This is a genomic window from uncultured Chitinophaga sp. (genome assembly GCF_902168175.1).
Lineage (GTDB): Bacteria > Bacteroidota > Bacteroidia > Chitinophagales > Chitinophagaceae > Chitinophaga.
Map to the genome: position 1 here is coordinate 39178 of NZ_CABHOU010000101.1, position 25621 is coordinate 64798.

At 48.8% G+C, this 25621-nt stretch carries 15 protein-coding genes; 4 read left to right on the forward strand and 11 right to left on the reverse strand.

Features of this window, described 5'->3' with window-relative positions; genetic code table 11:
- Nucleotides 1–60 precede the first annotated feature (60 nt).
- Nucleotides 61–1389 (forward strand): APC family permease, encoded by a 1329-nt coding sequence (locus QZT80_RS24085; protein WP_295128520.1) that lies wholly within the window; start codon nt 61–63, stop codon nt 1387–1389.
- Nucleotides 1390–1432: 43 nt separating this feature from the next.
- Here QZT80_RS24085 and QZT80_RS24090 read toward each other — a convergent pair whose 3' ends face one another.
- From QZT80_RS24090 to QZT80_RS24115, 6 genes are all read right to left on the reverse strand, one after another.
- A complete protein-coding gene (locus QZT80_RS24090; protein ID WP_295128522.1) occupies nt 1433–3526 on the reverse strand; it encodes a glycoside hydrolase family 97 protein in 2094 nt (697 codons plus the stop codon).
- A gap of 18 nt (nt 3527–3544) precedes the next feature.
- Nucleotides 3545–4774, reverse strand: coding sequence for a glycoside hydrolase family 71/99-like protein (locus tag QZT80_RS24095; protein WP_295128524.1), 1230 nt, complete (start codon nt 4772–4774; stop codon nt 3545–3547).
- Nucleotides 4775–4833: 59 nt separating this feature from the next.
- Nucleotides 4834–6660: a RagB/SusD family nutrient uptake outer membrane protein gene (locus QZT80_RS24100; RefSeq protein WP_295128526.1), complete on the reverse strand. Its 1827-nt coding sequence runs from the start codon at nt 6658–6660 to the stop codon at nt 4834–4836.
- 20 nt (nt 6661–6680) lie between these two features.
- Entirely contained in the window at nt 6681–9818 is a 3138-nt protein-coding gene (locus tag QZT80_RS24105; protein ID WP_295128528.1) for a SusC/RagA family TonB-linked outer membrane protein, read from the reverse strand.
- A gap of 315 nt (nt 9819–10133) precedes the next feature.
- The gene (locus QZT80_RS24110; protein WP_295128530.1) at nt 10134–11753 is read right to left on the reverse strand and encodes a DUF6377 domain-containing protein; all 1620 of its coding nucleotides are present in this window, start codon (nt 11751–11753) and stop codon (nt 10134–10136) included.
- Nucleotides 11754–12076: 323 nt separating this feature from the next.
- Nucleotides 12077–12973, reverse strand: coding sequence for a phosphatase PAP2 family protein (locus QZT80_RS24115; protein ID WP_295128532.1), 897 nt, complete (start codon nt 12971–12973; stop codon nt 12077–12079).
- A gap of 255 nt (nt 12974–13228) precedes the next feature.
- On the opposite strand from QZT80_RS24115, the gene QZT80_RS24120 reads away from it, so the two are divergent.
- Together QZT80_RS24120 and QZT80_RS24125 are read left to right on the forward strand one after the other, a co-directional pair.
- Nucleotides 13229–15136: an AAA domain-containing protein gene (locus QZT80_RS24120; protein WP_295128534.1), complete on the forward strand. Its 1908-nt coding sequence runs from the start codon at nt 13229–13231 to the stop codon at nt 15134–15136.
- Nucleotides 15137–15185: 49 nt separating this feature from the next.
- The gene (locus QZT80_RS24125) at nt 15186–16391 is read left to right on the forward strand and encodes an NAD(P)-dependent oxidoreductase (RefSeq protein WP_295128537.1); all 1206 of its coding nucleotides are present in this window, start codon (nt 15186–15188) and stop codon (nt 16389–16391) included.
- Here the strand turns inward: QZT80_RS24125 and QZT80_RS24130 are convergent.
- From QZT80_RS24130 to QZT80_RS24145, 4 genes are read right to left on the reverse strand one after another with little or no spacing between them, the layout of a single operon-like run.
- Nucleotides 16388–17104 carry a methyltransferase gene (locus QZT80_RS24130; RefSeq protein WP_295128539.1) on the reverse strand — a complete coding sequence of 239 codons (717 nt, stop codon included), beginning with the start codon at nt 17102–17104 and terminating at the stop codon, nt 16388–16390. The two genes, QZT80_RS24125 and QZT80_RS24130, sit on opposite strands and share 4 nt — an antisense overlap.
- Nucleotides 17105–17106: 2 nt before the next feature.
- The gene (locus tag QZT80_RS24135) at nt 17107–19251 is read right to left on the reverse strand and encodes an alpha-L-fucosidase (protein ID WP_295128540.1); all 2145 of its coding nucleotides are present in this window, start codon (nt 19249–19251) and stop codon (nt 17107–17109) included.
- Between the two features lie 49 nt (nt 19252–19300).
- On the reverse strand, nt 19301–20314 hold the full coding sequence (tsaD, locus tag QZT80_RS24140) for a tRNA (adenosine(37)-N6)-threonylcarbamoyltransferase complex transferase subunit TsaD (RefSeq protein ID WP_295128542.1): 1014 nt from the start codon (nt 20312–20314) through the stop codon (nt 19301–19303).
- 39 nt (nt 20315–20353) lie between these two features.
- Nucleotides 20354–21607, reverse strand: a complete 1254-nt coding sequence (locus QZT80_RS24145; RefSeq protein WP_295128544.1) for an ABC transporter permease — start codon at nt 21605–21607, stop codon at nt 20354–20356.
- A gap of 121 nt (nt 21608–21728) precedes the next feature.
- Here QZT80_RS24145 and QZT80_RS24150 point away from each other — a divergent pair, with 121 nt between their 5' ends.
- The gene (locus tag QZT80_RS24150) at nt 21729–23312 is read left to right on the forward strand and encodes a peptide chain release factor 3 (RefSeq protein WP_295128546.1); all 1584 of its coding nucleotides are present in this window, start codon (nt 21729–21731) and stop codon (nt 23310–23312) included.
- 889 nt (nt 23313–24201) lie between these two features.
- Here the strand turns inward: QZT80_RS24150 and QZT80_RS24155 are convergent.
- Nucleotides 24202–25059, reverse strand: coding sequence for a DUF6089 family protein (locus QZT80_RS24155; RefSeq protein WP_295128548.1), 858 nt, complete (start codon nt 25057–25059; stop codon nt 24202–24204).
- Nucleotides 25060–25621 lie beyond the last annotated feature (562 nt).

Genomic DNA, 25621 nt, shown 5'->3' on the forward strand with positions numbered 1-25621 from the left:
CTGAAGCTAAACCGGAGATCTGTTGCCTGTCCCCCAAAAACCTTACTTTTACTCCCGTATATGGATCAACCACAACTTACCCGGAAGATTGGAATAGTACAGGCTACGGCAATTAATATGACCGACATGGTGGGCATAGGGCCCTTCGTAGTGCTGAGTGTAGTAGCTGAAATCATGCACGGGCCGGGGTTCCTGTACGCCTGGATCGCGGGTGCGGTGCTTTCGCTTATCGATGCCATGGTGTGGAGCGAGTTTGGCGCCACCTTCCCCAAAGCTGGCGGGAGTTACAACTTTTTGAAAGAAGGATTTGGGCCGCGTACCGGTAAACTAATGAGTTTCCTGTTTGTGTGGCAAACTATGATACAGGCCCCGTTGGTGATCGCTTCGGCCGCCATCGGCTTTTCGCAGTATGCCGGTTATTTAATGCCCCTGGGCTTCTGGGGCTCCAAAGCTGTTAGCGGCGGCGTAGTACTGCTCATCGTGCTACTACTTTACCGTAACATCGAAACCATCGGAAAAATAAGCGTGTTACTCTGGGCCGGCGTATTGGCCACCATGGCCTGGATCATTGGCAGCGGCCTGGCCCACGGCAATTTCCTGGAACCTATCCGCCACATCAACGATGGACTCGAAATCAATTATGCGTTTGGTGCAGCGCTTGGATTTGCCTGTGTGAAAACGATTTACAGTTACCTCGGCTACTACAATGTATGCCACCTGGGCGGTGAGATCACCCAACCGGAGCATAACATCCCCCGCAGCATGCTCATTTCTATTGCGGGCATCACCATTCTTTACCTTTGCATGAACATCAGTGTAGCCTCTGTACTGCCGCTGGAAACGATTGAAAAAAGCCAGTTCGTGGTAAGCGAGTTCATTGAAGCACTGGCCGGACCCATAGCAGGTACCATCGTTACCGTGATGATCCTGTGGGTAGCATTTGCTTCTGTATTTTCCGCCACGCTGGGGTATAGCCGTATTCCTTTTGCTGCTGCGCAGGATGGCGCTTTCTTCAAGGTTTTCGCACGCCTCCACCCTACCAAAAACTTCCCGCATATATCGTTGTTATTTTTGGGCGGCGTGGCGTTTGTGTTCAGCCTGTTGTTTAAGATCAAAGATGTAATTAGTGCGATATTAGCGATGCGTATACTTGTGCAGTTCATAGCGCAGGCAGTAGGGCTTATGCTGCTGAGCCGCCGCAATGGCCGTTCCTTCTTCAAATGGCGCATGCCGCTTTATCCAATTCCGGTTATACTGGCGATCCTTATATGGATAGGCATTTTTATTTCCACCGGGCCGCTTATGATGATAGCCGGTACTTCGGTAACGCTGTTGGGGATAGCCGTTTACTTTGTGAAGGAAAAGGTCGCGAAGGAAAACGTGCTGTAAGCAAAAGAAGCCGCCATTCGGCAGCCTCTTGTATCTGTCACTATTAATTTACCGGCACCAAACTTACGGCTGCACCGCCACCGGGAGCCAGCTTCAGGCGCAGCGTCGATTTATAGTCTACGTCGATCGTTTTTATCGTGAATGATTCGGGATTGAGATACCAGTCGGCATTCTCGCCATCCGCATACACAGTTGCCTTATATTTCTTTCCTTTTTCCAGGAAGTCGAGTTTGATATCAGACTTGCGCGCCTGCTCGTCCGTAACCGCCCCAATAAACCATTTGGCACCCTGCTTCCGTGCAATCGTAAGGTAGTCGCCCGGTTCGGCTTCCAGCACTTTTGATTCGTCCCAGGTTAAGGGTACATCGCGGATAAACTGGAAGGCGTCTAAATGCGCTTCGTAGTGTTCGGGATAGTCGGCGGCCATTTGCAGCGGGCTATACAGCGTTACGTAAAGGGCCAGTTGTTTACACAGGGTTGTATGTACACGGCGGCTGGTATCATAGCTGAAGTTGCGCAGTTTAAAGATGCCAGGTGTGTAATCCATCGGGCCGCCAATAAGCCTTGTGAAAGGCAATATCGTTTCGTGTTCGGGCCGGTTGCCCTTACTAAATGCATTGTATTCATTACCCCTCGCCGCTTCGCTGGCTACCCAGTTAGGCCAGGTGCGTTGCAGGCCGGTGGGACGAACAGGTTCGTGCATATCCACCATCACCTGGTGTTGCGCGGCTTTTTCGGCTACACGCAGGTAGTGGTCTACCATCCATTGCCCATCGTGGTGTTCGCCGCGCGGGATAATTTTGCCTACATAGCCGGTTTTGACTGCGGGGTAGCCGAACTGGTTCATAAAACGGTAAGCCGAATCGAGGCGGCGTTCGTAATTCGTAGCCGAGCCTGATGTTTCGTTGTGCATGATCATTTGTACACCTTTGCTTTTTGCGTACGCCATAATGCCTGGCAGGTCGAAGTCACGGTAAGGTGTTACGAAATCAAACACATTCTCTTTCCAATTCCCGAACCAGTCTTCCCAGCCTGTGTTCCAGCCTTCTACCAGCACGGCGTCTATTCCGTTTTTGGAGGCGAAGTCGATGTAACGTTTTACGTTCGCAGTATTGGCGCCATGACGGCCGTTCGGGATAGGCAGGCCATTTGTACTCAGACTGTCGGCATAGTCGGAGTAACTCCAGGTGCTTTTACCAGCCTGCATTTCCCACCATACGCCCACGAACTTCATGGGTTTTATCCAGCTGGTATTGGCTATCCTTGAAGGTTCGTTAAGGTTAAGGATGATGCGGGAGCTGAGGATGCCGGTAGCCTTATCACTTACAATAACCGTTCGCCAGGGAGTGAAAAACGGGGCATGCAGATAAGCTTTGTTGCCTACGGCATCGGGCACCAGGTGGGCAGTTAACGTGTAATCCGCTTTATCCGCGTGTAACATCATAGCCGGGAAACCGATTAATGCCGCTTCGTGGATATTGATGTACAGGCCGTTGTCACTTTTCATCATCAGCGGTGTTTGCACCGCATAACGATCAGGCGCCGTGCGTACGGCTATATCTGTGCTTTTCTCCACCATTTCTTTATTGTCGATAGCGGAGAATTTGCCCGTTGTATAAGAATATTCGTTCGTGTCGTAATCGCCCGGGACCCAGAAGGTTTTATGATCGCCGGTTAAGCGAAACTGCGTGCGTTCGCCGGTTACCACGAAGTATTTAAGTCCGCCCTGTTTCGGGAACACATAACGAAAGCCTACGCCATCGGCAAATACACGAAACTCGATATCGAGCAGGCGAAATGGATGCCGTTGTTGTTGCAGGTGTACGGTGAGCTGGCGATAATGATTACGGATGTTCTTTTCTTCTCCCCATACCGTTTGCCAGGTTTCATCTGTTACGTTTTCCTCCGTACCCAGCACTTTAAAGCCTTTGTAAAACAGGCTGTCATCTTCTAAAGTAAACCCGAGCTTCGAGGGCAGTATAATGGGATTGTTTTTGTAGTCGACTGTATACACAGGCTGGCCATTCCCATCTAAAGAGAAATTCAGTTTCACGTTGTCCAACCCGGCAGTTTGTGCTTTAACGCCCAGTGCTGTGGCGAGCAACAGCCAACCGGTGATCATGTTCTTAAGTACCATATTGTTCTTACTGTTTTTTTAATGAATGCCCGACAGCAAGGCCTTTGCTTCGTTCACCCGTAATGCCGCCAGGTTGGCGTATATCTCTTCCAGCTGCTCCTGCACCGGGGGATTGTCTGCATACTTCACCTTTGCCGCATACCAGGCATTTATCAACTCAAATACCTCTGCGCTTACATTTACGCCCAGCCGTTGTTGTAACCACTCCAGGTAGGCGTATTTCGAATTCACCGTAGGCTCTATCACGGTGCCTTCTCCATAGTCGTTCCAGGTAGGGATCTGCACATACTCAGCATCGCTGTTTAAGGCCAGGTCGAGCGTTGATTTAAACGTATTAAGCCCATCGGGTTCAATCGTAAAGGTGGGGCCGCCCCAACCGCCGTCTGCATAAAAAGCTTTAAAGGCGGGATAGGCGGATGCGATTTTCTGAACGCCTGCCCTGGCATAAAACTTTTGCAGGCTTACCAGATGATCGGCGTTAATCCATGCGAACTCGCCGGTGGCATTATTACCGGCCCTGTGTGCATGGTCCCAGAGCGTGAAAAACGCGGGCGGCGACTTAAACACGGCAAACACCTGCGTCCACTCACGTGGTGTATTAAAGGTTTGCGGCCCAAAGACCATCAGCAATGGTTTACCACCTGTTTTCACATAATTGGGCATGGAAAAGAAATGTTGCTCCATATACCTCATGTCTTTTTGGGCCGCATCCAGTTTGTTCGTAATCGCGCCCTTGTTAAAAGCGATGTTCACATTCTGGTCCTCATAAACAATTGCATAGGTTAAGCCCGCCTTTTGCAGCTGGCGGATGATCTTTTCTGTATTCTCCGCATTCTTCGGATAATCGTATAACTGGATCGTACCCGGCCAGTCGATGAACACGCCATCAATCCCACTCATCTTCATCATCATTAACTGGTAAGCAATAATGGCGCTATCGCCCGAGGCGTAAGGACCTGTAAGCGGGTAATAATATGCGGCCACCTGCCTTATGCCTGCACTGTCGATATCCGGATTACGGTTGGCCATTGTCCAGTGCTGCCCCCAAACGCCAGCGGGTATATTGGTTTGTTTGTTCTCGAACCAGGGCATCAGGTGAGCGAATACTTTTTTCTGCACTGTTTTTTGCACGGCCACGGGCACGAGCTTTTTCACTACGGCAGTATCTGCGCCCCCAGCGGGTTGTGCAGCGCCCGAGCAGCCTGAAAAGGCAAGCCACAGGCTGCCGTACAGGAAAATACTTTTCATGTGCGGTATAATGTGCCGGTGCAGAACGTTCGTCCCGCACCGGCTATTGAAATATTAGTTTAGTACACCGGGTTCTGCTGACCAGCCATCGCCGGATTTGAGTTCAGCTCATTGATAGGTATAGGCCAGGCGTACGACTTGTTGTTCCAGGTAAACGCTGTGCCATTGAGGGCCCTGGCGGTTACATAGAAAGCCGCTTCGGAATCGCCTATGTGCCAGCGGCACATATCGAACCACCACTGTGCCTCGTTAAACAGCTCGGCCCAGCGTTCGTAGTACAAAGGATTGTTACCTAACACCGGGTCGTTGGCTTTCTTAGCCATCGTTTCGGCGGTAAGACTGGCATAATCTACGGGTGAAGCGGCGTTGATCGCGTAACCATAAGCTCTTCTCTTCACCTTGTTCAGGTATTCGAGTGCCGTACCGGTTTCGGAAGAGGCAGCGCAGGCTTCGGCATATAACAGGTAAATATCGGCCAGTCGCAGGATGTAAATGTTCGCATTATCGGCAGGACCTACGTTATTAATATCGTTGAAGAGCGGCGCGAATTTACGGAAGCTCCAGCCCAACTGTGTATTCAGGTTAGCATCGCCCATGATATAAGAAGGGCGCGCTACCGGGTACCAGTTAATGCCATCACGTTTAACAGAATCGAGCCAGGGTTGCACGGTGTTAACGTACAGGCGAGGATCGGCTGTTTTATTCGTTCTCACGGCCAGCGCTTTCGCTTTATACACCGGGTCCATGATCAGTTTAGGATTGGTGTAACTGGCGGGTTTGGTATTATCGAAGGCTGGATTGTTTACCAGTGTATACGAGCCTTCCGAATAACCAAAGCGAAGGATGTTTTTATCGTGCATACCGATGTTACCGCCATAACCCAAAGGCAGGGACGCATTCTCGGTACCATCAAGTCCCAGTGCATAGGGAGGAAATATCAAACCATTGATGGATGTAGCATTAGCGGCATCGCTGTACACACCGTAACCACCTTTGGAATCCTGGTCGATGTTGAGTTCGAACAGCGATTCTTCATTGAATTCGTTGGCGCTTATACCAATGAACGCATCGCGGTATTTACCGTATGGCATCAGTGTTTTACCACTGTTATCAATGACATCTTTTAAGGTAGTTTTAGCTTTGGGCCAGTCTTTACGGAACACGTAAGCTTTACCCAGCAGGCCTTTGGCCGACCATTCGGTGGCTCTGCCCACATCATTACCTGTCCAGTTTTTACCTTTCAGTAAAGTAGCGGCTTTTGTCAGATCGCTTTCTATCAGTGTCCAAACTGCGGTGATGGAACTACGTGGCTGCTGTGTAGTTTCAAAGCTGGAAGGCAGGCCGCTGAAGATGGGTACACCCAGTGTGTCTTTGGGCGTTGGATTTACCAGGTGGTCCTGTCCATACAGGTTTTCCAGCGTAAAATAGTAGTAAGCGCGCAGGAAGTAGGCCTGTCCGCGTACATAATCGATTTCGGGTTTATCAGCAGCTTTGGCGTAGTTCTGTTCGAAGAAGTCGGCACCGGCCAGGGCCACGTTACAATTTTTTACACCTGCGTACAACGCTGTCCAAACACCTTCTACAAAACCATTACCGGGTGTCATCTCACTTACGGTGATAAAACCTTTCCAGTTATCGTCTGAATACGCCGCGTTACCTGCATGGGTAGCATTGGCCATCATTTTAGTGAGATAGTTAAAGCCGAACAGGTTCTGGTCGCGCAGGTTCGAGTAACAAGGCGCCAGTACGCTCTGCAGCGCGCTCAAACTGGACGGGTAGTTGCTGGTGGAATACTGGTCTTGGGGCCCTACCAGCTCCGGATCTTTTTTACAGCCAGTTACGGTTACTGCTGCTACGATCATGAGGGCAAATATCTTATTATACATATTGTTCAGTTTTTGCAGCATTAGAAATTAATGTCAAGACCTACAGAAAAGATGCGGGTTTGCGGGTATTGCGGTAACGCATCCACACCGCGGGTAGTTACGCCTACCGTGCTGCCTACCAATCCGGTAGCGGCCTGGCTGGAATAAGAACTGCCTATTTCAGGGTCCTGGCCGGAGTACTTGGAGAAGGTGAGTACGTTGTTAGCCATACCAAATATCCTGGCGCTCGAAATGCTTACTTTCCGCAGGAAGTCGTTGGTGAACGTATACCCGATCTGCAGGTTCTTCAGTTTTACATAATTGCCGCTTTCTACGAAGTAGCTGTTAACCGACGTATAGTTGCCGTTCGGATCAAGAGAGCCGTCGGGCGCCTGTACACGCGGCTGGGAAGTAAGGCCGTTATCACCGAAGAAAGAGGCACCGAAGATCTTGCTGGTAGTGTTACCGTCCGCAAAGCGGTACATGCTGTAGGCTTTTACACCGTTGAAGATATCTACTCCCGCCACACCGTTGAACAACATGGCCACGTCCACTCCTTTCCAGTTAAGGCGTACGTTAGCGCCGAAAACCACTTTAGGGTTCGGGTTACCTAATACCTGGCGGTCGGCGATAGTGATGTTGCCGTCTTTATCAATGTCTTCGAATATCAGGTCGCCTGCATGGGCCACTTTACCACCCACTTTCTGTGTAGCTGCTTCCGCATCGGTCTGGAAGATGCCGAGCGATTTGTAACCGTAGAAGCTACCGAAAGGTAAGCCTGCTTTGGTGATAGTAAGGGCGTTGGTGCCCATCAGGTTAAAGCCGCTTTCGTCGAGGTTGTTATAATAGTTACGACCATCGAACAATGCATCGTTGGTAATACCGCTGAGGTCTACTACTTTGTTTTTATTAAAGCCTGCACTGGCGCTGATGTCGTAGCTAAAGTCGCCTGCTTTATCACGGTAGCCCAGTAACACATCCACCCCTTTACTGCTTACTTCGCCGATGTTGACAAGGTAGTTACCTTTATAACCCGCGCTGAGCGGCAGTCTTAAAGAGTACAACATGTCCTTCGTGCGTTTATTGTACCATTCTGCCGTGAAATACAGTTTACCGGCCAGCAGTTCACCATCTAACCCGATATTGGTTTCATACACGGTTTCCCATTGCAGATCAGGATTAGGGATGGCGTTGATAGAGTTAGCGATCACCAATGGTGCGCCGGGTGCGAAGTTTTGTCCGCCATTGGCATTACCGCTGGTACCCTGGAACATGGCGTACGAAGCCAGGTAAGCGTAGGGCGGAATACTGCTGTTACCCAACGAACCGTAGCTGCCACGAAGTTTAAGCAGGTTGATGAAGGAAACGTTCTGTTTAAAGAATTCCTCGTCGCTGATATTCCAGCCGGCAGACACTGCCCCGAAAGTACCTTTCTGTTTGTTAGGGCCAAACACGGTAAAGTTAGCATCCTGGCGAATAGAACCGGAAATGTAGTAACGGTTATCGTAATTATAGTTCGCCCTTCCGAACCACGATTTCACCAGCCCGTTAGGGTCGTTTTTGCCGAAGGTGGTAATTTGCGAGTTGGAAGTTTGCACGAACGAGAAACCTGGCAGTCCCACCGCCGTCATACGGGTGCTGACGTTATTGTACTTCGACACGATTTGCTCGAAACCTCCTAATACATTCACGTTATGTTTACCGAAAGCCTGGTCGTAGGTAAGCACATAGTTGCTGAGCAACTGGCTGCTGCGTACACTGCTTTTGGTAAGCGAGTTAGATGTTGGTGTGCCCGGACCGAAGTTCGGGTTGTCCTGGAAGTAATCCTGCGACTCGTCGTAATACGAATAACCCAGGTTACTGCGGAAACTGAAGTTGAACGGCAGTTTGATTTCCGCATATACGTTACCCTGCAGGTTGTTCTTAAAGTTCTCCATATCCGCCGAGTTCACCACGCCTAAGGGGTTAGGTGCGCCAAATGAAATACCGTATCCCGGAGGTAAAGTACCTATCCTGCCGTCCTTTTCGTACAGCGGTACGATGGGCAGCGAACGGAAAGGCGCGTTCTTCATCATCGACTCCACGGGACCTAAAGGCGAGGTTTTACGCCTGCTGATGGCCAGCTGTTCCCCTATTTTGATGAATTTGCCCAGCTTGTAATCCGTATTGATACGGAAGCCGCCGATATTGGAGTAGTTTTTAATGAAGATACCGTCCTGTTTATTGTAGAAACCCGAGAACAGGTAACTTACTACGGGCGAGGAGCCGGCAACAGAGAGGTTATAGTTCTGCTCCATACCATCGCGGTACAGCACGTCTACCCAATCCGTATTAGCCAGTGTATCCGTTTGCGTGGCATCGTCGAAAAAGGTGGGGTTCAGTATGTTTTCCATCTTTATGTAATCCTCCTTGCCTAGCATTTTTACCAGTTTCGGTTTGGTAACGCCGTACCGCGCGTTGAAGTTGATAGAGGGTTTACTGCCACTCCCCTTTTTTGTGGTAATAACGATTACCCCGCCGGCTGCTGCAGAACCATAAATGGCTGCCGCGCTGGCATCTTTGAGGATGTCGATAGTGGCAATATCCTGCACGTTAATATTATCACCCGGTACCCTTACACCGTCCACAATGTATAGCGGCCCTGGCTGGTGCAGGGAAGACAAACCACGAATGATGATGGTAGGCTGTGCGTCCGGCTGACCGCTGTTCTTGATAATTTCAACGCCGGCCGCGCGGCCCTGTAAGGCTTCTGTAACGTTAGTAACCGGTTGGTTCTTAATCTGCGCACCGTTAACAGACGATACCGAACCGGTAAGGTCTTTACGTTTTTGGGTGCCATAACCCACCACCACTACCTCGGTAAGTTTACTTTTATCTGTTTCCAGTTGTACCGTAAAATTCGTTTGAGAACCGATGATCATACGCCTGGTTTCGTAACCGAGGAAACTAATGAGCAGCGTATTGCCGCCTGCGGGCACGGTCAGGGTAAAGTTACCCTGTGCATCGGTGCTGGTACCTACGCTGGTACCTTGTACGGCCACGGTGGCGCCAAGCAGGGCAACCCCTTCTTCTCCGGTTACTTTACCGGTAACCGTTTTTTGTTGGGCATAGGTTATGTTTACGAGAAAAAGCAATAGCAAGCTAAACATTGCTCTGGCAAGCAGTAGTGTTTTAGTCATAACTGGGAATTTAATTTAGAGAACGAATAGGTTCGGCGAGAACCGAAAAAAGGGAAACGTGTTAAGCTTTTAGTTGATCTGGAATTTTGTTTAGATAATCGTTTTTCGCTGAGTTGTGATCGAAAATCTTACGCCGCTGTATCAGTACAAAGGCAAAGAAAGCCTCTTAAGCGGGCCCGCGCAAATAATATCCTGAAAGTATAACGAATAGTGGCAAAACGGGGTCGATATGAAGGATTAACAATCTAACTATCAAACACTTATTATTATATTAAACAATTACATATATACTGATATCTTAACGAAAAAGGGGCCTTAGCCCCCCTGAATTTTCATAATACGGCGTTCAAATTCTTCATTCGGAACAATGGATTTATTCTTGATCCGCGTTTTATAAGTATTGATGGTGTTACCCGAATATTGGAGGATGTGGGCGATCTTTTCCGTGTCAGAAATACCAAGGCGGATCAGTGCAAAAATACGAAGGTCGGTATTCATCAATTCCCCGTCTTTTAATTCGATCTGGTCTTCGTGATTAAATAAAGCGTTGAATTCACCCTTAAAGTGCGGGAACAGTTTCAGGAAGATGCGGTCGAAGTCGGCCAGCAGGTAGTCCTTTTCTGCTTTCAGGTCTATTTTGCCGGTAAGACTTTTGATTTCGTCGAACTTACGGTCTTTAATTTTTGCTTCCAGGTTCTTCTTAAACTTCTCCATTTTCTCGAAGAACTCAGAGTTGGCGGTAAAGAAGTAACCGATGTATTCCTCTTTAATATTATTCGCTTCCTGCAGGTTGTTGTTCGCTTCGATCAGGCGGTGATTGATTTCCTGCTCTTTCACATGGGCCTGTGTAATAATCTGCTGGGCGACCTTGAGTTTCTTCACCTGCCGCAACACCGTTATGGTAAGTACCACCACCCCTATCAGCAAAAAAGTAACAATTACCGCGTAGGTGATCCAGGTTTTCTCCTGTTTCTTTACGAGTAGCAGCTTTTCACTTTCAATAAGGGGCAGGATGTCGGTAATGCGTACTTTACGGTGCCTTGCGCCATAGGAAGCCGCATCGGAAATAGCGAGTTGTATGCAGGTAGACGCATCTTTCACGTTCCCCTTTCTATATAATAAGGTAGCCAGGTTATAGGCGGCCGAAGTTTCCTTGGTGCAGGATTTAATATCGGCAATGGTGGCCTCTATCAATAACGCAATGGCATCGTCGTTCTGCTGCTTCTGGATGTAAATGTCGGCCAGTGTGGAAGCGGTAAGGGCCACTTCGTGTTCAGTAAGGCCCTTCCTCGCCATCAACCTTTTATAAGTTTCCAGCGCCCGGTCCTTTTGCCCCAGGCGTATATCTTTTAATCCACTGTAATATTCATAATCAAACGAACCCGGAGGCATACGCACCAGCGCCGAATCGAGGTAACGGCTGCCTTCGGCCACGTTACCTGGTGTATGATAACTGTCGTTCGCATAATCGGCCATATCGTAATAGAAACGGCCCAGCAGCAGGAAGTACTCGGTTTCGAGCTGTGCAGGTAAAAAGCGGGGATGAATGCTGTTCAGGGAGTCGGCGGCGTCTTTAAACAGGCCGGCCGACAACAGGGAGAAACATACCTTTAGTTTGGCTTGCTGAATAAGCGCCTCGTCATGAAGCTGTTCAGCAGCATCCTGCAACTTTAACGCGTAACTGTACGCCGAGTCGTAGCGGTACGACTTATATTCTTCATAAAGCTTCAAACATAAATTAAAGCGGCCCGCCTGATCGGGAGCTGCCTGCAGGGCACTTTTCGTTTGCTGAATAGCTTTTTCTTTCAAACTATCGAACAAGGGGGCCTGTTGTATGGTTTGATCAAGATGTTCTAACGCGGATTCTATGTTTTGCTGTGCAAATAAGGGGATGGATGATAATACCCAGACAGCGATCAGTAATAATTTACGCATACCAGTTCCGGTAACTTCATTTTAGACAAAATAAGCAAAATTCCCTATCCGGTACATCTATTTTCGAAGCTGGTCGTACTGTCAAACCTGGAAAGTATTAATGCCTCACTGATCCGCCGTGGGGGAGATAAACGGGGACGACTGAGGACATCGCTGATACTATATTAACAAATCACTCCGAACCAACCTGAAAGCTACCTGAAAGCTTCCTGAAAGCAACAAGAGAGCAAGGAGAAGACCGGTAATATCATATCAGTATCTGCTAAAAAGAAAGCCCTGGCGCTCGGGAGCGTCAGGGCTTTCATATGAACTAGTCTATTTTGTTAAGACTTCTTCTTATTCAATGAAACGGTCATGGCTACACCACTGCCATCTCCCGAGTAGTAAGGCGATAAGGAAATACCTTTATGTTTCTGCTTAATACGATGCAGTTCCGGCACCAGTATGCCCGATGCAGCACCCACTACCATACCCATGGCCACATCTGTACGGAAATGCCTGCCGCCTTTCATCCTGTAATACGCCACCACGCCCGGAGGTACTGCCGCCGCACCGTACAGTGCGATACGTTTCCAGCCCGTAATATGATGGTAGTCGGTAAATACTTTAGCCAGGAAAAAGGTAGATGCAGCCGCCACGGAAGCATGACCACTATAGAACGAGTTCGCTTTTGCATTGCCCACTTTCGAGGTGAGCGGCACGTCCGCGTTATATGTATAGGGCCTTTCCCTGCGGAAGCTGTACGCCAGGCCTACATACACCGTCTGGTTAATAGTATGTGTTATGAAATACATACCCAACAGGTCGAACCAGTCTTTACGGATATTTTTATCCAGCGCAATTAACGCGGGACTTAATACAGAGATATTGAGGAACAGGTCTGAATGGCTCATCGCGCGCGAGTAACCATCAGGGTTGTTAAAGATCACCGGGCGGTCGAACCAGTTTACATCCCGTGGATTAAGTGCCAGGGCCTGGCTTTCTGTGAGGGAAGCGTGCCTGGTTAGGGCAGGTAAAGCCACGGTCGAGAAGAGGAGTACGCCGCCGAAACCTACAGGCAATTCTACCCAGGGCCTGGCATTGTATATCTTTTCGCGGGCCGGTGTACTATCGGCCGGAGCAGCAATGGTTGTAACAGCAGAATCGGTGGCCGCAACCTGGGCATTACTGTTTGTAATGGCCAGCAAACATGCGGGTAAAAGAGTGATAAGCCTACGCATCGTAAAGTAAAAACCTGTTTAATCCAGCGTTAAAACTAAGCTTTTTCTCTCTTTGACAGCGCATCTTTAATTGTAGATATACACGCAATACAGGCATAAATCAATTTGGAGAACGTTTGCCGGCCGATGGCCGTAGCCGCTGCTACTGTAGTGAGCCTGCCGTGTTAACCACCTGTAAAGCAGGAACGGCCGGCAATTCTATTTATCCGCATCGTGCGTAAAAATTGCTTATCCCATAATCCTTAACTTTGCGCCATGGATTATTTTAAAAAGCTGCTGGCTTTGCTGAAAATAGAGCAGGAAGAAGATAAACGAAGCTACCAGGCGCTCACCGAAAGTACCTCTGTAAACGAACGCCGCGCCAGTGGCCTCACCTGGTACCCTATCGCCATCCGCGATACGGAAATGGGCCGGGCCGACTACCTCACGGTAGAAGTAGAACGTACCACCCACCAGGATATTCCCACCCAGCTCCGTTTTGGCGCAGCCGCCACGCTTTTCTCCAACCACGATCCTAAAACCGACCGGGTAGAGGGTACTATTACCTGGCAGGGGGGCGACCGGCTTAAAATAAGCCTGCGTACCGACGAACTGCCGGAATGGAGCCGCGATGGCAAACTGGGTATCGACCTGCTGTTCGACGATAACAGCTACGACGAAATGCAGAATGCCCTGAAACTGGCCATGGAGCTGAGCGAAAAGAAAGAAGAAGGTCGCCTGGTGCATATACTCTCCGGCGCGCAAAAGCCCACATTCGACACTGAATTCCATCCCTTTCAGCTACCAACCCTTAACCCTTCGCAGCAGGAAGCGGTAAATAAGATACTGTCGGCCAACGAACTGGCCATTGTGCATGGGCCTCCTGGTACGGGCAAAACCACTACACTCGTGCAGGCCATTAAGGCGATCGCTAAAAACGATAATCGCAAGATACTGGTGGTGGCGCCCAGTAATGCGGCGGTAGATTTGCTGAGCGATAAACTTTCCGGTGCGGGCCTCAACGTACTGCGTGTGGGCAACCCGGCGCGTGTGTCCGAAAGGCTCACTTCCCTCACGCTCGACAGCAAAATGGCCGATCATCAGCAAATGAAGGAAATCAAACGGATGAAGAAACAGGCGTCCGAGTTCCGGAACATGGCCCACAAATACAAACGGAACTTCGGGAAGGCCGAACGCGACCAGCGTAAAGCCCTGTTCGACGAGGCCCGTAATATTATGAAGCAGGTAGAAAATACAGAGCAGTATATCATTGAAGACCTGATGAACAAGGCGCAGGTAATTACGGCCACACTGGTGGGCGCTAATCATTACACCGTGCGTAACCTGAAATATCATACCGTGGTGATAGATGAAGCTGGTCAGGCCCTGGAGCCTGCCTGCTGGATACCCATACTGAAAGGCAAAAAAGTAGTGCTGGCGGGCGATCATTGCCAGTTATCCCCCACCATCAAATCTAATGAAGCCGCCCAGAAAGGGCTGGCCACTACCCTGCTTGAAAAATGCGTAAGCGCACATCCCGAGGCGGTGGTACTGCTGCAGGAACAATACCGCATGCACGAAACCATTATGGGTTACTCATCGTCGGTATTTTATGCAGATCAACTAAAGGCGCATGCTTCGGTGGCAGGCCACCTGCTGTTTACGGAGGATACCCCGCTCAACTTTGTAGACACTGCAGGCTGCGGCTTTGAAGAACGGCTCGATGGTACCAGCACCACCAACCCGGAAGAAGCGGCGTTCGTATTCAAACATCTTTTGCAACTGGTAACGGCCCTGCAACCACATTACCGCGAGCAGGACTTTCCCAGTATCGCTATTATATCGCCGTACAGGCAACAGATACAGCTGTTAAAAGAACAACTGGAAAACAACCCGGAGCTGAAGGTGTATGGCAGTAAAATATCAGTTAACACCATCGACAGCTTCCAGGGGCAGGAGCGCGATATTGTGTATATCAGTATGACCCGGAGTAATGCCGACAGCAAAATTGGCTTCCTTGCAGATATCAGAAGGATGAACGTGGCGATGACAAGGGCCCGGAAGAAGCTGGTGGTGATAGGCGACAGCGGCACGCTTTCGCAGGAGGCGTTTTATGCAGGTTTTATCAGTTACGCAGAACAACATAACGCTTACCAGAGCGCCTGGGAGTTTATGGTGGATTAGCGATTTATTTAAAATTCAGTATGTTGCAGGATAAGCCTTATCTAACGTTATGACTAAAGAGATAAACATCGGACTTATACGGGAACAGAAAATACCCCACGATAACCGCGTTGCCTTTACACCCCTGCAATGTAAATGGATCATGTCGCACTACCCCGGCATTACGATTACTGTACAGCCTTCGCCCGAACGGTGTTTCAGCGACCAGGAGTACCGCGATGCCGGCATTAAATTGTCGGAAGATCTTTCGCATTGCAGCATACTGCTGGGCATAAAGGAAGTACCTGTGGAACACCTGCTGCCTGGTAAAACCTATCTCTTTTTCTCTCATACCAAGAAAAAGCAACCGCATAACAAACACATGCTGCAAACCATACTCGAAAAGCAAATAACGCTGATCGATTATGAATGCCTGGTGCATGACGACGGACAACGTATACTGGGCTTTGGCTTTTTTGCGGGCGTAGTGGGCGCGCATAACGGGCTGCTGGCCTATGGCGAACGGACAGGCACTTTTAAGTTCAAACGCGTACACGAATGCCGCGACTTCCAGGAACTGATCACACATTACTTTGGCGTAAAAATACCACCTGTTAAGATAGTGGCTACCGGTTCGGGCCGCGTTACCGCAGGCATTTTGGAGGTGATGGGCTTACTCGGCATCAAATATATACCGCCTGAGGAGTTCATGATCAACAGTTATGCTTACCCGGTGTATACACAGTTAAAAGCAGGCGAACTTTATCTCCGCAAAACAGATAAAACGTACAGCCGGGAAGACTTTCACAATCATCCCGAAAAATATGACTGTAAGTTCCTTCCCTACGTTACCTGTAGTGATATACTGATGAACGGGATTTACTGGGATAAAAACATAGAGCCCCTGTTTACCTGGGCCGATATGGCCAAAGACAACTTCCGCCTGCAGGTGATCGCCGATATTACAGACGATGCCCAGGGCTCCATACCCTGTAACCTTGGCGATGGTACGATCGAAGAGCCTGTATACGATGTAAACCGCTTTTCCCGCCAGAAAATAGCGCCGTTTAATGAAGAAGGCGTTACCATGATGTGCGTTGGCAACCTGCCAAACGAACTGCCCCGCGATGCTTCGCAGTACTTCGGCGACCAGCTGATGAAATTCGTATTCGACGAGTTATTGAAAACGGAGAGTAAAATGATAGACAGGGCCACTATCGCAAGGGCCGGCGGGCTTACTGCTCACTATGACTACCTGGAAGACTATGTAGCTTAGAGGTAGAGATAATAATCCTTTAATAAATGGGTAAAATCAGGGGTGTATTGATGATTGGCATCGTAAATACGCAGGGTATCCGTATGCGTAGTTACTTCTTCCCTGGTGAAAATAGCGATAGTCCTAAAAAAGCCATGCTTCGGCGTTTGCTGCACATCCAGGCGGTGTTCCATGGCAAAACCTTTATCCTCCGCCAGTTCCTCGAACTTATCAAATTGACTGTACGGCAGTAGTACAGAAAACTTACCATCTTCTGCCAGGTTATCGTCGATGGCTTTTACGAGGGCCTCAAAATCGAGTTCTGTAGCGTGCATGGCGGCATTACGGGAAGTATTGAAACTCTTCAGCGCATTTTCATAAAAGGGCGGGTTCGTGATGATGAATTCGTAAGGCTCCTCTGCACGAAAAGCCCTCACGTCCGCATGAATCACCTGCAACCTGTCGGCCCATGGCGAGGTGGCAAAGTTTTCTTCGGCCTGCGCAAAGGCATCGGCATCCAGTTCAATAGCATCAATAAATGCGGGGGTTTGCTGTGCCAGCATCAGGCTTAACAGGCCAGTACCGGCACCAATATCCAAAATGCGGCTAACGGGCTGTTCGCGTATATACATGGCGGTGAAAGCGCCTTGTATACATGCATCGGTACATACCCGCATGGCGGCGCGCTGCTGTTGTACGGTAAATTGTTTGAACTGGAAATAATTATTGGCCATATTTATTGCGCTATATGCAATTCCAGGTTCGGCAAACGCATGTCACGGTGAATGGAAACCGGATTGTACAACTCCCAGCTGTACGAAAACAGTTCTCCTTTTTTTAGGTTCAGCGGCTGCAAACGCTGACGGTACATGAGTTGCGGCACCTTTTTATCTATCGAAAAAATCGTTTTCTTCGCGAACCGGTTATATACTTTTACCACCAGTTTATTCAATCCTGCTTTAAAAGGAAGTACCAGGTACTCCTGTTGGGTGAACCCTCTTGCAGGGTTGTTGTGTACCAGCTGCTCTTCCCCGTTTAAAAACACCTGTATACCATCTCCACTCGTCAGCCGCACGATATACGGGCCTTCTTCTGCGGCGGTTATTTCCTGGTAAATATACCAGCTGTTATTCCACTCAGCCGGCAACTCGTAGGTCTGATCATTCTTCCATTGCTTAAGCGCCCAGGGTTTGCCATTTTCCTGCGGCCACGGCTCACTTACATTTATCTTATCAATATCACCATTCGCCCAGCTAATGCCATTCCAGTAAGGGCCTGCTACATACATACTGCTCCAGTTAAGCACGCGCGATGGTTTGCTGATCTCAATAGAATCTGTACCCTCGAGTTTTACGGTTTGATTGCGATCGTTGTAACGGAGATTGATGAACTTATCTTTCTCCTGCCGGGTAAAGGCCAGCCAGGGTATCACCCTCATTTCCGCCGTTATTTTTATATCCCAGCTGTTTGCAACGGTACTGCGATAATAACTGTTATAGTCAACGCCGGAAAAGCTGTAATGTTTTTCGGCGTTATGCCTGTCGAGTACAAGATGTTCGCCCGGCGACATTTTTTGTACCTGTTGCGGCTCCACCGTATAACCGCCCTTAAAGCTAATCTTTAATACCCTAATACGATCATTTAGTTTAAACTTCGATGGCAGTTCTATCTCCATTCCCCCCTCTCCTGTACGAATGCGGCAAGGCAGTTTTACGTTGTTACTGTCCAGTAATGCAACGGATGTTACTTCGCCGGTTAGGCCTGGTAAAACAAGGGTATTATTTTCGGGCTGATGCATTAAACTGAGGTACAACTTATTTGCTTTGGCCGTCACTTCTCCCCAGTCAAAGAACGTGCTGAAAGGTGTGGAGGTGGTGCCATACACGGCCTCTCCGTTTACTGCTAACCATTTGCCTATACGCAACAGTACCTCCTTCTCAAAGTTAACTACAGAGCCATCGCCCCGGGGACCTATATTCAGCAGGTAGTTACCGCCGCGGCTGGCTACTTTTAACAGGCCTTCCAGTTTCTGTTTCGCCTTATCGTTTACACTGCCATGTTCCTGCCAGGAGCGGTAGCCCCAGGTTTCGTCGTACACCGAAGCGGGCGTTTGCCAGGGTGTAGCCACTTTGTAACTGGGATAATCATTATCCCCCATCACGCAAAAATCACCGGCATCATTACCCAGCCGGCCGCTTACCATACAATCGGGTTGCAGGCGGTGTACCAGTGTGGCCAGGTCCTGGCTTTGCGAAGCTGTTAATGAACCCATATCGAACCATATTTCAGACATAGGCCCGTAATTGGACATCAGTTCTGTTACCTGGTTCATGTTATATTGATGATGCGCCTCCGTGATGGGATCGCTGTTGTGGCTGGATATCGGGTAGGCTTCGGGAAAGTGCCAGTCGATGAGTGAAAAGTATACGCCAAATTTAAGGCCGTGGCGTTTGCAGGCATCTGCCAGTTCCTTTACCACATCGCGATGATACGGCGTGGCGTCAACTACATTATAACCGGTGTAAGCCGATTTGAACATACAAAAGCCATCATGGTGTTTTGATGTGATGACCACCGACTTCATACCGGCAGCTTTGGCCAGGCGGGCAATAGAATCGGGCTTCCAGTTTTCGGGGTTGAAACGTTTGGCCACATCGCCATATGTATCGCTGTAAATACCTGCATGCGCCTGTATCTGCTCGCTGTAACCCACGGTTACAGGTTTGCCGTTCCATACACCACCCAAGGTGCTGTAAATAGCGCCCCAGTGAATGAACATGGAATACTTCTGGTCCTTCCACTCCTGCAGTGCGGCTTTATGTTGTGCGTTGACTGCGATGGTGCTAATGGTCCAGATAACAAGCAGGACTAACTTCTTCATGCAATGGTATTAGTGGGTAAAACGGGATAGCTTCTGCATTATAGCCTTTTTACTCGCCGAAAACGGCGCGGGCGCTGGGCACAACGTCCAATGGTACAAATTCGCCGGCCAGGTATTTATAATACGCTGTCATGGCGATCATGGCCGCATTGTCGGTACAGTACTCAAACTTCGGGATATAATATTGCCAGTTATGTTTTGCTGCGTACTCGGCCAGCCCCTTCCGTAAACCGGAATTGGCGCTTACACCGCCGGCTATGCTCATTTGCCGGATGCCTGTTTCTTCAGACGCCTTTACCAGTTTATTCAGCAGTATCGTTACAATACGGTGCTGGATAGAGGCGCAGATGTCTGCCAGGTTCTTTTCCACGAACTCCGGATCTTTCGCCCTGTTCTCCTGCAAAAAGTACAGGATACCGGTTTTAAGTCCGCTAAAGCTAAAGTTGAGGCCGGGGATCTGGGGTTCGGTGAACTTAAAACGAAGCGGGTTACCCTCCTTCGCATGTTTATCGATAAGCGGGCCGCCCGGATAAGGCAGTCCTATCAGTTTAGCGCTTTTGTCAAATGCTTCGCCGGCCGCATCGTCCAGCGTTTCGCCAATCACTTTCATGTTCAGCGGACTGTTACATTGTACGATTTGGGTATGACCGCCGGAAACGGTAAGGCAAAGGAAAGGGAAAGAGGGTTTGGGATCTTCGATGAAGTTGGCCAGTACGTGTGCCTGCATGTGGTGTACACCAATGAGGGGAATGTTAAGGGCCAGCGCCATTGACTTTGCAAAGCAACTGCCTACCAGCAGCGAACCAATCAGGCCGGGGCTTTGGGTAAAGGCGATCGCACTAAGTTCGTGCATATCAACGCCTGCCTGTTTCAGCGCAGCGTCTACCACGGGCACAATGTTCTCCTGGTGCGCGCGCGAAGCCAGTTCGGGCACTACGCCACCGTACTGTTCGTGAACGGCCTGGTTGGCAATAATATTGGAAAGCACTTTCCCGTCTACCAGCACAGAGGCACTTGTTTCATCACATGATGATTCTATCGCTAAGATTTTAACAGCCGTCATAAGGTTTGCAAAGATACGCCACCGCGCACAATTTCAGTGTTAATTGCTCCTGATCGCTACCACAGGGTCGAGTTTAGAGGCCGACCAGGCAGGAATGAAGCCCGCTACTATGCCTACGAAAACCGAAATACTCAGTCCGAAAATGATTTTGCCAGGCGACAGGAAAAAGTCGAAATGGATCACTTTGGTGGCTATTACTGCCATTCCATACACCACCGTGAGGCCCAGCAGGCCTCCAAGTATACATAACAGGATGGATTCCATCAGGAATTCCATCAGGATAATATTACGTTTGGCGCCAATTGCTTTTTTCAGTCCGATGATGCTGGTACGCTCCTTAACGGTTACGAACATAATATTCGCAATCCCGAAACCACCCACTAACAGGGCGAATATACCAATCATTAATCCTCCTGCATTGAGTACGCCGAACAGCGAGTTCAGTTCACTCTGGATGGTAGTGATTTCGTTCAGTGAAAAGTTATCTTCCTGGGTTGGTCTTAATCGTCTTATGGCACGCATAGTACCGGTCAAATCATCTTTCAGTTGTTGCACCGATACGCCATCGCGCGCCTTTACCATCAGGTAAGGGTCGGCAAACCGGCGTTCGTCTACAATAGTACGGGCAAACATATAAGGCATGATAGCCGAATCGTCGAAGTTAATACCGCCAAGGATGCCGTCGCCCTTGAACTTAAGGGCACCTATCACTTTACAGTTGCGGCCGCTGAAGCGGATGGTCTGGCCCAGTGCTGCTTCTGCTGAGGGAAACAGCGCCTGCCATATATTGCCGCCCAGTATCACTACGTTGGCGCCGTTGTTGGTTTCGGTGGCCGAAAAGTACCTGCCGCTAATAATATCCAGGGTGGTTACGTCCTCAAACTCCTGTGTTACGGCCATTAACTGTATGTTCTCCATATAGTCCTTCCCGTATTCTAACTTTTTACCGCCGGCCGAAAACACGAAAGCCGATGCTGCCGCGCTCTTTACCTTTTCCTGGAGCGGTTTTAGTTCCTTGTAAACAGGTTCGGGACGGTTTACATACTTCCACCAGGGCATATCTGGCCCGCCACCCCAGGGCCATTTCTGGATATAGATCACATTACTGCCCAGCGATTCTACCTCGCTGCGCACGTTGCGTTCCAGGCTTTCTGTAGCGGCAAAAACCGCGATAATGCAGAAAATGCCGATGGTAATACCCAGCAGCGAAAGGAAGGTACGCACCTTGTTCACCCGCAGTTCCTGCAGGGCCATCTTTAAACTGTTCCAGAGAATCTTAAGGGTGGAGAGCATACATCAAATTTAATCTTTATCGCCATACTTTCGCCCGGTTTATTGACCAATGGAACAGGGAACTTGCCAGCGGGGAAGCATCTGGGGGAAAATACTTACCTTTGCAGCCATTTTTCTATTCATGAAGTACGCTAACGAGATCAACAGGCGAAAGACTTTTGCCATTATTGCCCACCCCGATGCGGGTAAAACGACCCTTACAGAGAAGTTCCTGCTGTTCGGCGGCGCTATCCAAACGGCGGGTGCTGTTAAGTCTAACAAGATAAAAAAACATACTACCTCCGACTTTATGGAGATCGAGCGCCAGAGAGGTATCTCGGTAGCTACCTCCGTAATGACCTTCGAATACCGCGACACACTGGTTAACCTGCTGGATACGCCCGGTCACAAGGACTTTGCCGAAGATACTTACCGCACGCTTACCGCAGTAGACAGTGTGGTGCTGGTGATCGACTGCGTAAAAGGTGTGGAAGAGCAAACCGAAAGGCTCATGGAAGTATGCCGCATGCGCGATACGCCGGTAATCATTTTCGTCAACAAAATGGACCGCGACGGTAAAAACCCTTTTGACCTGCTGGACGAGCTGGAAGAAAAGCTGAACATCAGCGTACGCCCCCTGAGCTGGCCTATTAACGGCGGTAAAGACTTTAAAGGCGTATACAACCTGTACGATAAAAGCTTCGTGAGTTTCGCCCCTAACAAAAAGGCCACCGACGAAGATATTATACCCATGCCGGACGTAAACGTACCCCGCGTAGACGAGCTGTTTAACGCCCAGGACGCAGCGCAGCTGCGTAATGACGTGGAACTGATCGAGGGTGTGTACGACCCGTTCGACAAGCAACCTTACCTCGAAGGTAAAATGGCACCTGTGTTTTTTGGCAGCGCTGTAAACAACTTCGGTGTAAAAGACATGCTCGACACCTTTGTGGAAATTGCACCGGTGCCGCGCACACGCCCTTCGACCGCACGTGAAATTGAGCCCGGCGAAGACAAGTTCACCGGTTTCATATTTAAAATACACGCCAACCTCGATCCCCGCCACCGCGACAGGATCGCCTTTTTGCGCATTTGCTCCGGCAGGTTCGAAAGGAATAAGTTCTACCATCACGTACGCCTCGATAAAGACGTTCGTTTCTCAAACCCCTACACCTTTATGGCCCGCGATAAAAACGTGGTAGACGACGCCTACCCGGGCGACGTAGTAGGTTTGTTTGATACCGGTAACTTTAAGATCGGCGATACGCTTACTGAGGGCGAAAACCTTTACTTTACAGGCATCCCAAGCTTCTCTCCCGAGTTGTTTAAGGAGCTGGTAAACAAGGACCCGATGAAGACGAAGCAACTGGAGAAAGGTATACGCCAGTTAACAGACGAGGGCGTGGCCCAGTTGTTTACCCAGCACAGTGGTAACCGCAAGATCATTGGTTGCGTGGGCGAACTGCAGTTTGAGGTAATACAATACCGCCTGTTACAGGAGTACGGTGCGGCCTGCCAGTTCAATAGCCTGCCTTTTTACAAGGCCTGCTGGATTACCGGCCCTAAACAAAAGATCGAAGACTTTATCCGCTTTAAAAGCTCGAACATCGTGGAAGATAAGGACGGGCACCTGGTATACCTGGCCCAGTCGGAATGGTACCTCAATACAGAACGTACCAACAACCCTGAAATAGAGTTCCACTTTACTTCAGAAATTCATAAGTAAGTATATCGATAGTGATAAAAAAGCCGGTCAATCAACAGACCGGCTTTTTCATTTGTATCAACATACAAAAAAAAGGCCGCGCCCAGGATAAGGCGCGGCTTATTCGTACGACCAACTCAATTATCGCGTTGTAAAAAATTTTCGGGGTTACAATCACTTTTAATTTTAACCTGCAACGAAGATAGGTGCATATCATCCGGATCATTTACGATATTGGAAATATGATTTACGCAATGCGGAAAATAAAAAAGCACGGCAGTTTACAAAAGATGTTACAATCTACTGTAAACCGCCATGCTATTATCTTTAAGACCGCCGATCCTTATTTCATTCCCTACTGCACAAAGCATCAATAAATAAAAAACCGCCCGGAAATACCCGGACGGTCTCTCTACATATGCATGGTTTCCGTTAAAATCCTGCGTTTATTACCACCGTTCCGCTCACTCTTGGCCTTGGAGGCAATGGTAACGGAAAAGGAGGTGGCGGCGGTAAAAGCGGCGGGTGAACCACCACTACGCGGCCTCTTGCCCTTCGCGGCGCCTCGTAATAAACATGATCTCTTCTTTCATTCCTGTAATATCTTTTATCTCTGCAATCATCCCTGCGGTCATAACGTCGGTCGTCGCAATGGTCATAACGCTTGTGGTGTCCTTTTTTGTGACCTCTGCCCTGGGCAGATAAAGAGAGTGAAACACCTGTAACAAGCAACATAAGGAGCATTAGCTTTTTCATAGCCTTGTTTTTTAAATTGATGGTTGTTTTAATTACCACTTCTTTCTTTACACCGGTGTTTCGATTGGTAACTTATAGCTGTAATTTCAAGAAGTGTGCCACAAAAAAAAGCCACTCAAACGAGCGGCTTTTCCTATCAGTATAAATACATTAATTACATCCTGAAACACTTGGAGAAGTTGGTCAAACGCCCCCTGCCAGTACCGGAACCAGCTAAACGGTAAGTGAGTGTAAGACCGCTGAACACGTACCAGTCCTTCTTCTTAGGATTACCCCTGATCGTACCATCGGGCGGATAAGTAGTGGGTGGTAAAAAGTGGCCGGTTTCATCGCCGCGAAACGCAAGATCTACGGCCTGTTGACCAGCATAGGCCAGCAAAGTATTTTCATCAATATAAGTATTACTTACATCATCAAGATAATCGGTAAAGGTTTTACGCCAGCCAATTTCAACACCCAGTGTAAGGTTATCCGTTAGTATGTATTTGGCACCGAAACCGAAAGGAAGCGACACCTGGTAAAGACTGTACATCGGCCTTTCCGGGTATTGAGGAAGCCCCTGCCCTTCTGTTCTTAAGGGGCGAAGTGGTGTCCATTCGCCATTAGCGTTTTTAGCCTTGGGATAAAAGCTGAACATACCTACACCACCGAATATATATGGCGTAAACCCCGTTTCATCGATATCCATGAAATTAAGTTCGCCCATTACGGCACCTTCCCAAATATTAGATTTGAAGCTGAGGTTACGTTGTAAAAGACTGCGGTCTGAGTTAGTACTATCGGCAGCCGCCACCATGCCCCAGGTAAACTGGGCGCGGAGCGTAACAAACCGATTGATGTCCTTGCGCACCAATAAACCCAAAGATGGACGCGTGTAGCCAAAGTCCACCGCCTTTTGATTCAAGTCGCCGCTATAATTACTGATCCCTCCAAACAGGCCAACATGCCAATCCTGCGCAAAACTCAACAACGGGGCCGCGGACAACAGAATAATTCCAATGATCTTTTTCAAGGAAGTAAGGTTTACAGATTATTGATTAGTAACGTTTTCATACACAAAAAAAGTATGATGCCCTAATTACGGGGCCGAAATTAAGTATTTTCCTGATCAATTCATAATCAGCACATTGATTATTAATATAAGAGAAAATATGATCTGATTATCAGTTACTTGTAAATTTAAAGTAATTATTTAAAGAATCGTTAAAATAGATTCCCTTTTCAGGTATAAACGAGGGGAGGGCCAACCGGGTTTGCTAGTATAATAAGGACGATATATCAGGGCCAAACCGGTTAATAAAACATCAGTTAACTGCTATCCGTTTAATGAGTATCCTATATCGATCCTTTATCGATCCTATACTCAGGTCCGCTGAAATCCTTTGTGGTGGTGAAGGGTAATATAGGATAGATATAGGATGGATATACCTTCGATAAAGCAGTTCGCTATGGTGGCCTGTTTGAAGCATTCGTGCCTCGGGGGCGATGATGAGGTGTAGATGGCCTTGTAGTATTATATTGCCTGTACCGTTGAAGGGAGTGTGCGGATGCTTAATCTATATTGTGCGCCCGCG

Coding starts and splice junctions, on each gene's coding strand:
- QZT80_RS24085 (WP_295128520.1), top strand. CDS start 61: ATGGATCAACCACAACTTACCCGGAAGATTGGAATAGTACAGGCTACG.
- QZT80_RS24090 (WP_295128522.1), bottom strand. CDS start 3,526: ATGGTACTTAAGAACATGATCACCGGTTGGCTGTTGCTCGCCACAGCA.
- QZT80_RS24095 (WP_295128524.1), bottom strand. CDS start 4,774: ATGAAAAGTATTTTCCTGTACGGCAGCCTGTGGCTTGCCTTTTCAGGC.
- QZT80_RS24100 (WP_295128526.1), bottom strand. CDS start 6,660: ATGTATAATAAGATATTTGCCCTCATGATCGTAGCAGCAGTAACCGTA.
- QZT80_RS24105 (WP_295128528.1), bottom strand. CDS start 9,818: ATGACTAAAACACTACTGCTTGCCAGAGCAATGTTTAGCTTGCTATTG.
- QZT80_RS24110 (WP_295128530.1), bottom strand. CDS start 11,753: ATGCGTAAATTATTACTGATCGCTGTCTGGGTATTATCATCCATCCCC.
- QZT80_RS24115 (WP_295128532.1), bottom strand. CDS start 12,973: ATGCGTAGGCTTATCACTCTTTTACCCGCATGTTTGCTGGCCATTACA.
- QZT80_RS24120 (WP_295128534.1), top strand. CDS start 13,229: ATGGATTATTTTAAAAAGCTGCTGGCTTTGCTGAAAATAGAGCAGGAA.
- QZT80_RS24125 (WP_295128537.1), top strand. CDS start 15,186: ATGACTAAAGAGATAAACATCGGACTTATACGGGAACAGAAAATACCC.
- QZT80_RS24130 (WP_295128539.1), bottom strand. CDS start 17,104: ATGGCCAATAATTATTTCCAGTTCAAACAATTTACCGTACAACAGCAG.
- QZT80_RS24135 (WP_295128540.1), bottom strand. CDS start 19,251: ATGAAGAAGTTAGTCCTGCTTGTTATCTGGACCATTAGCACCATCGCA.
- tsaD (WP_295128542.1), bottom strand. CDS start 20,314: ATGACGGCTGTTAAAATCTTAGCGATAGAATCATCATGTGATGAAACA.
- QZT80_RS24145 (WP_295128544.1), bottom strand. CDS start 21,607: ATGCTCTCCACCCTTAAGATTCTCTGGAACAGTTTAAAGATGGCCCTG.
- QZT80_RS24150 (WP_295128546.1), top strand. CDS start 21,729: ATGAAGTACGCTAACGAGATCAACAGGCGAAAGACTTTTGCCATTATT.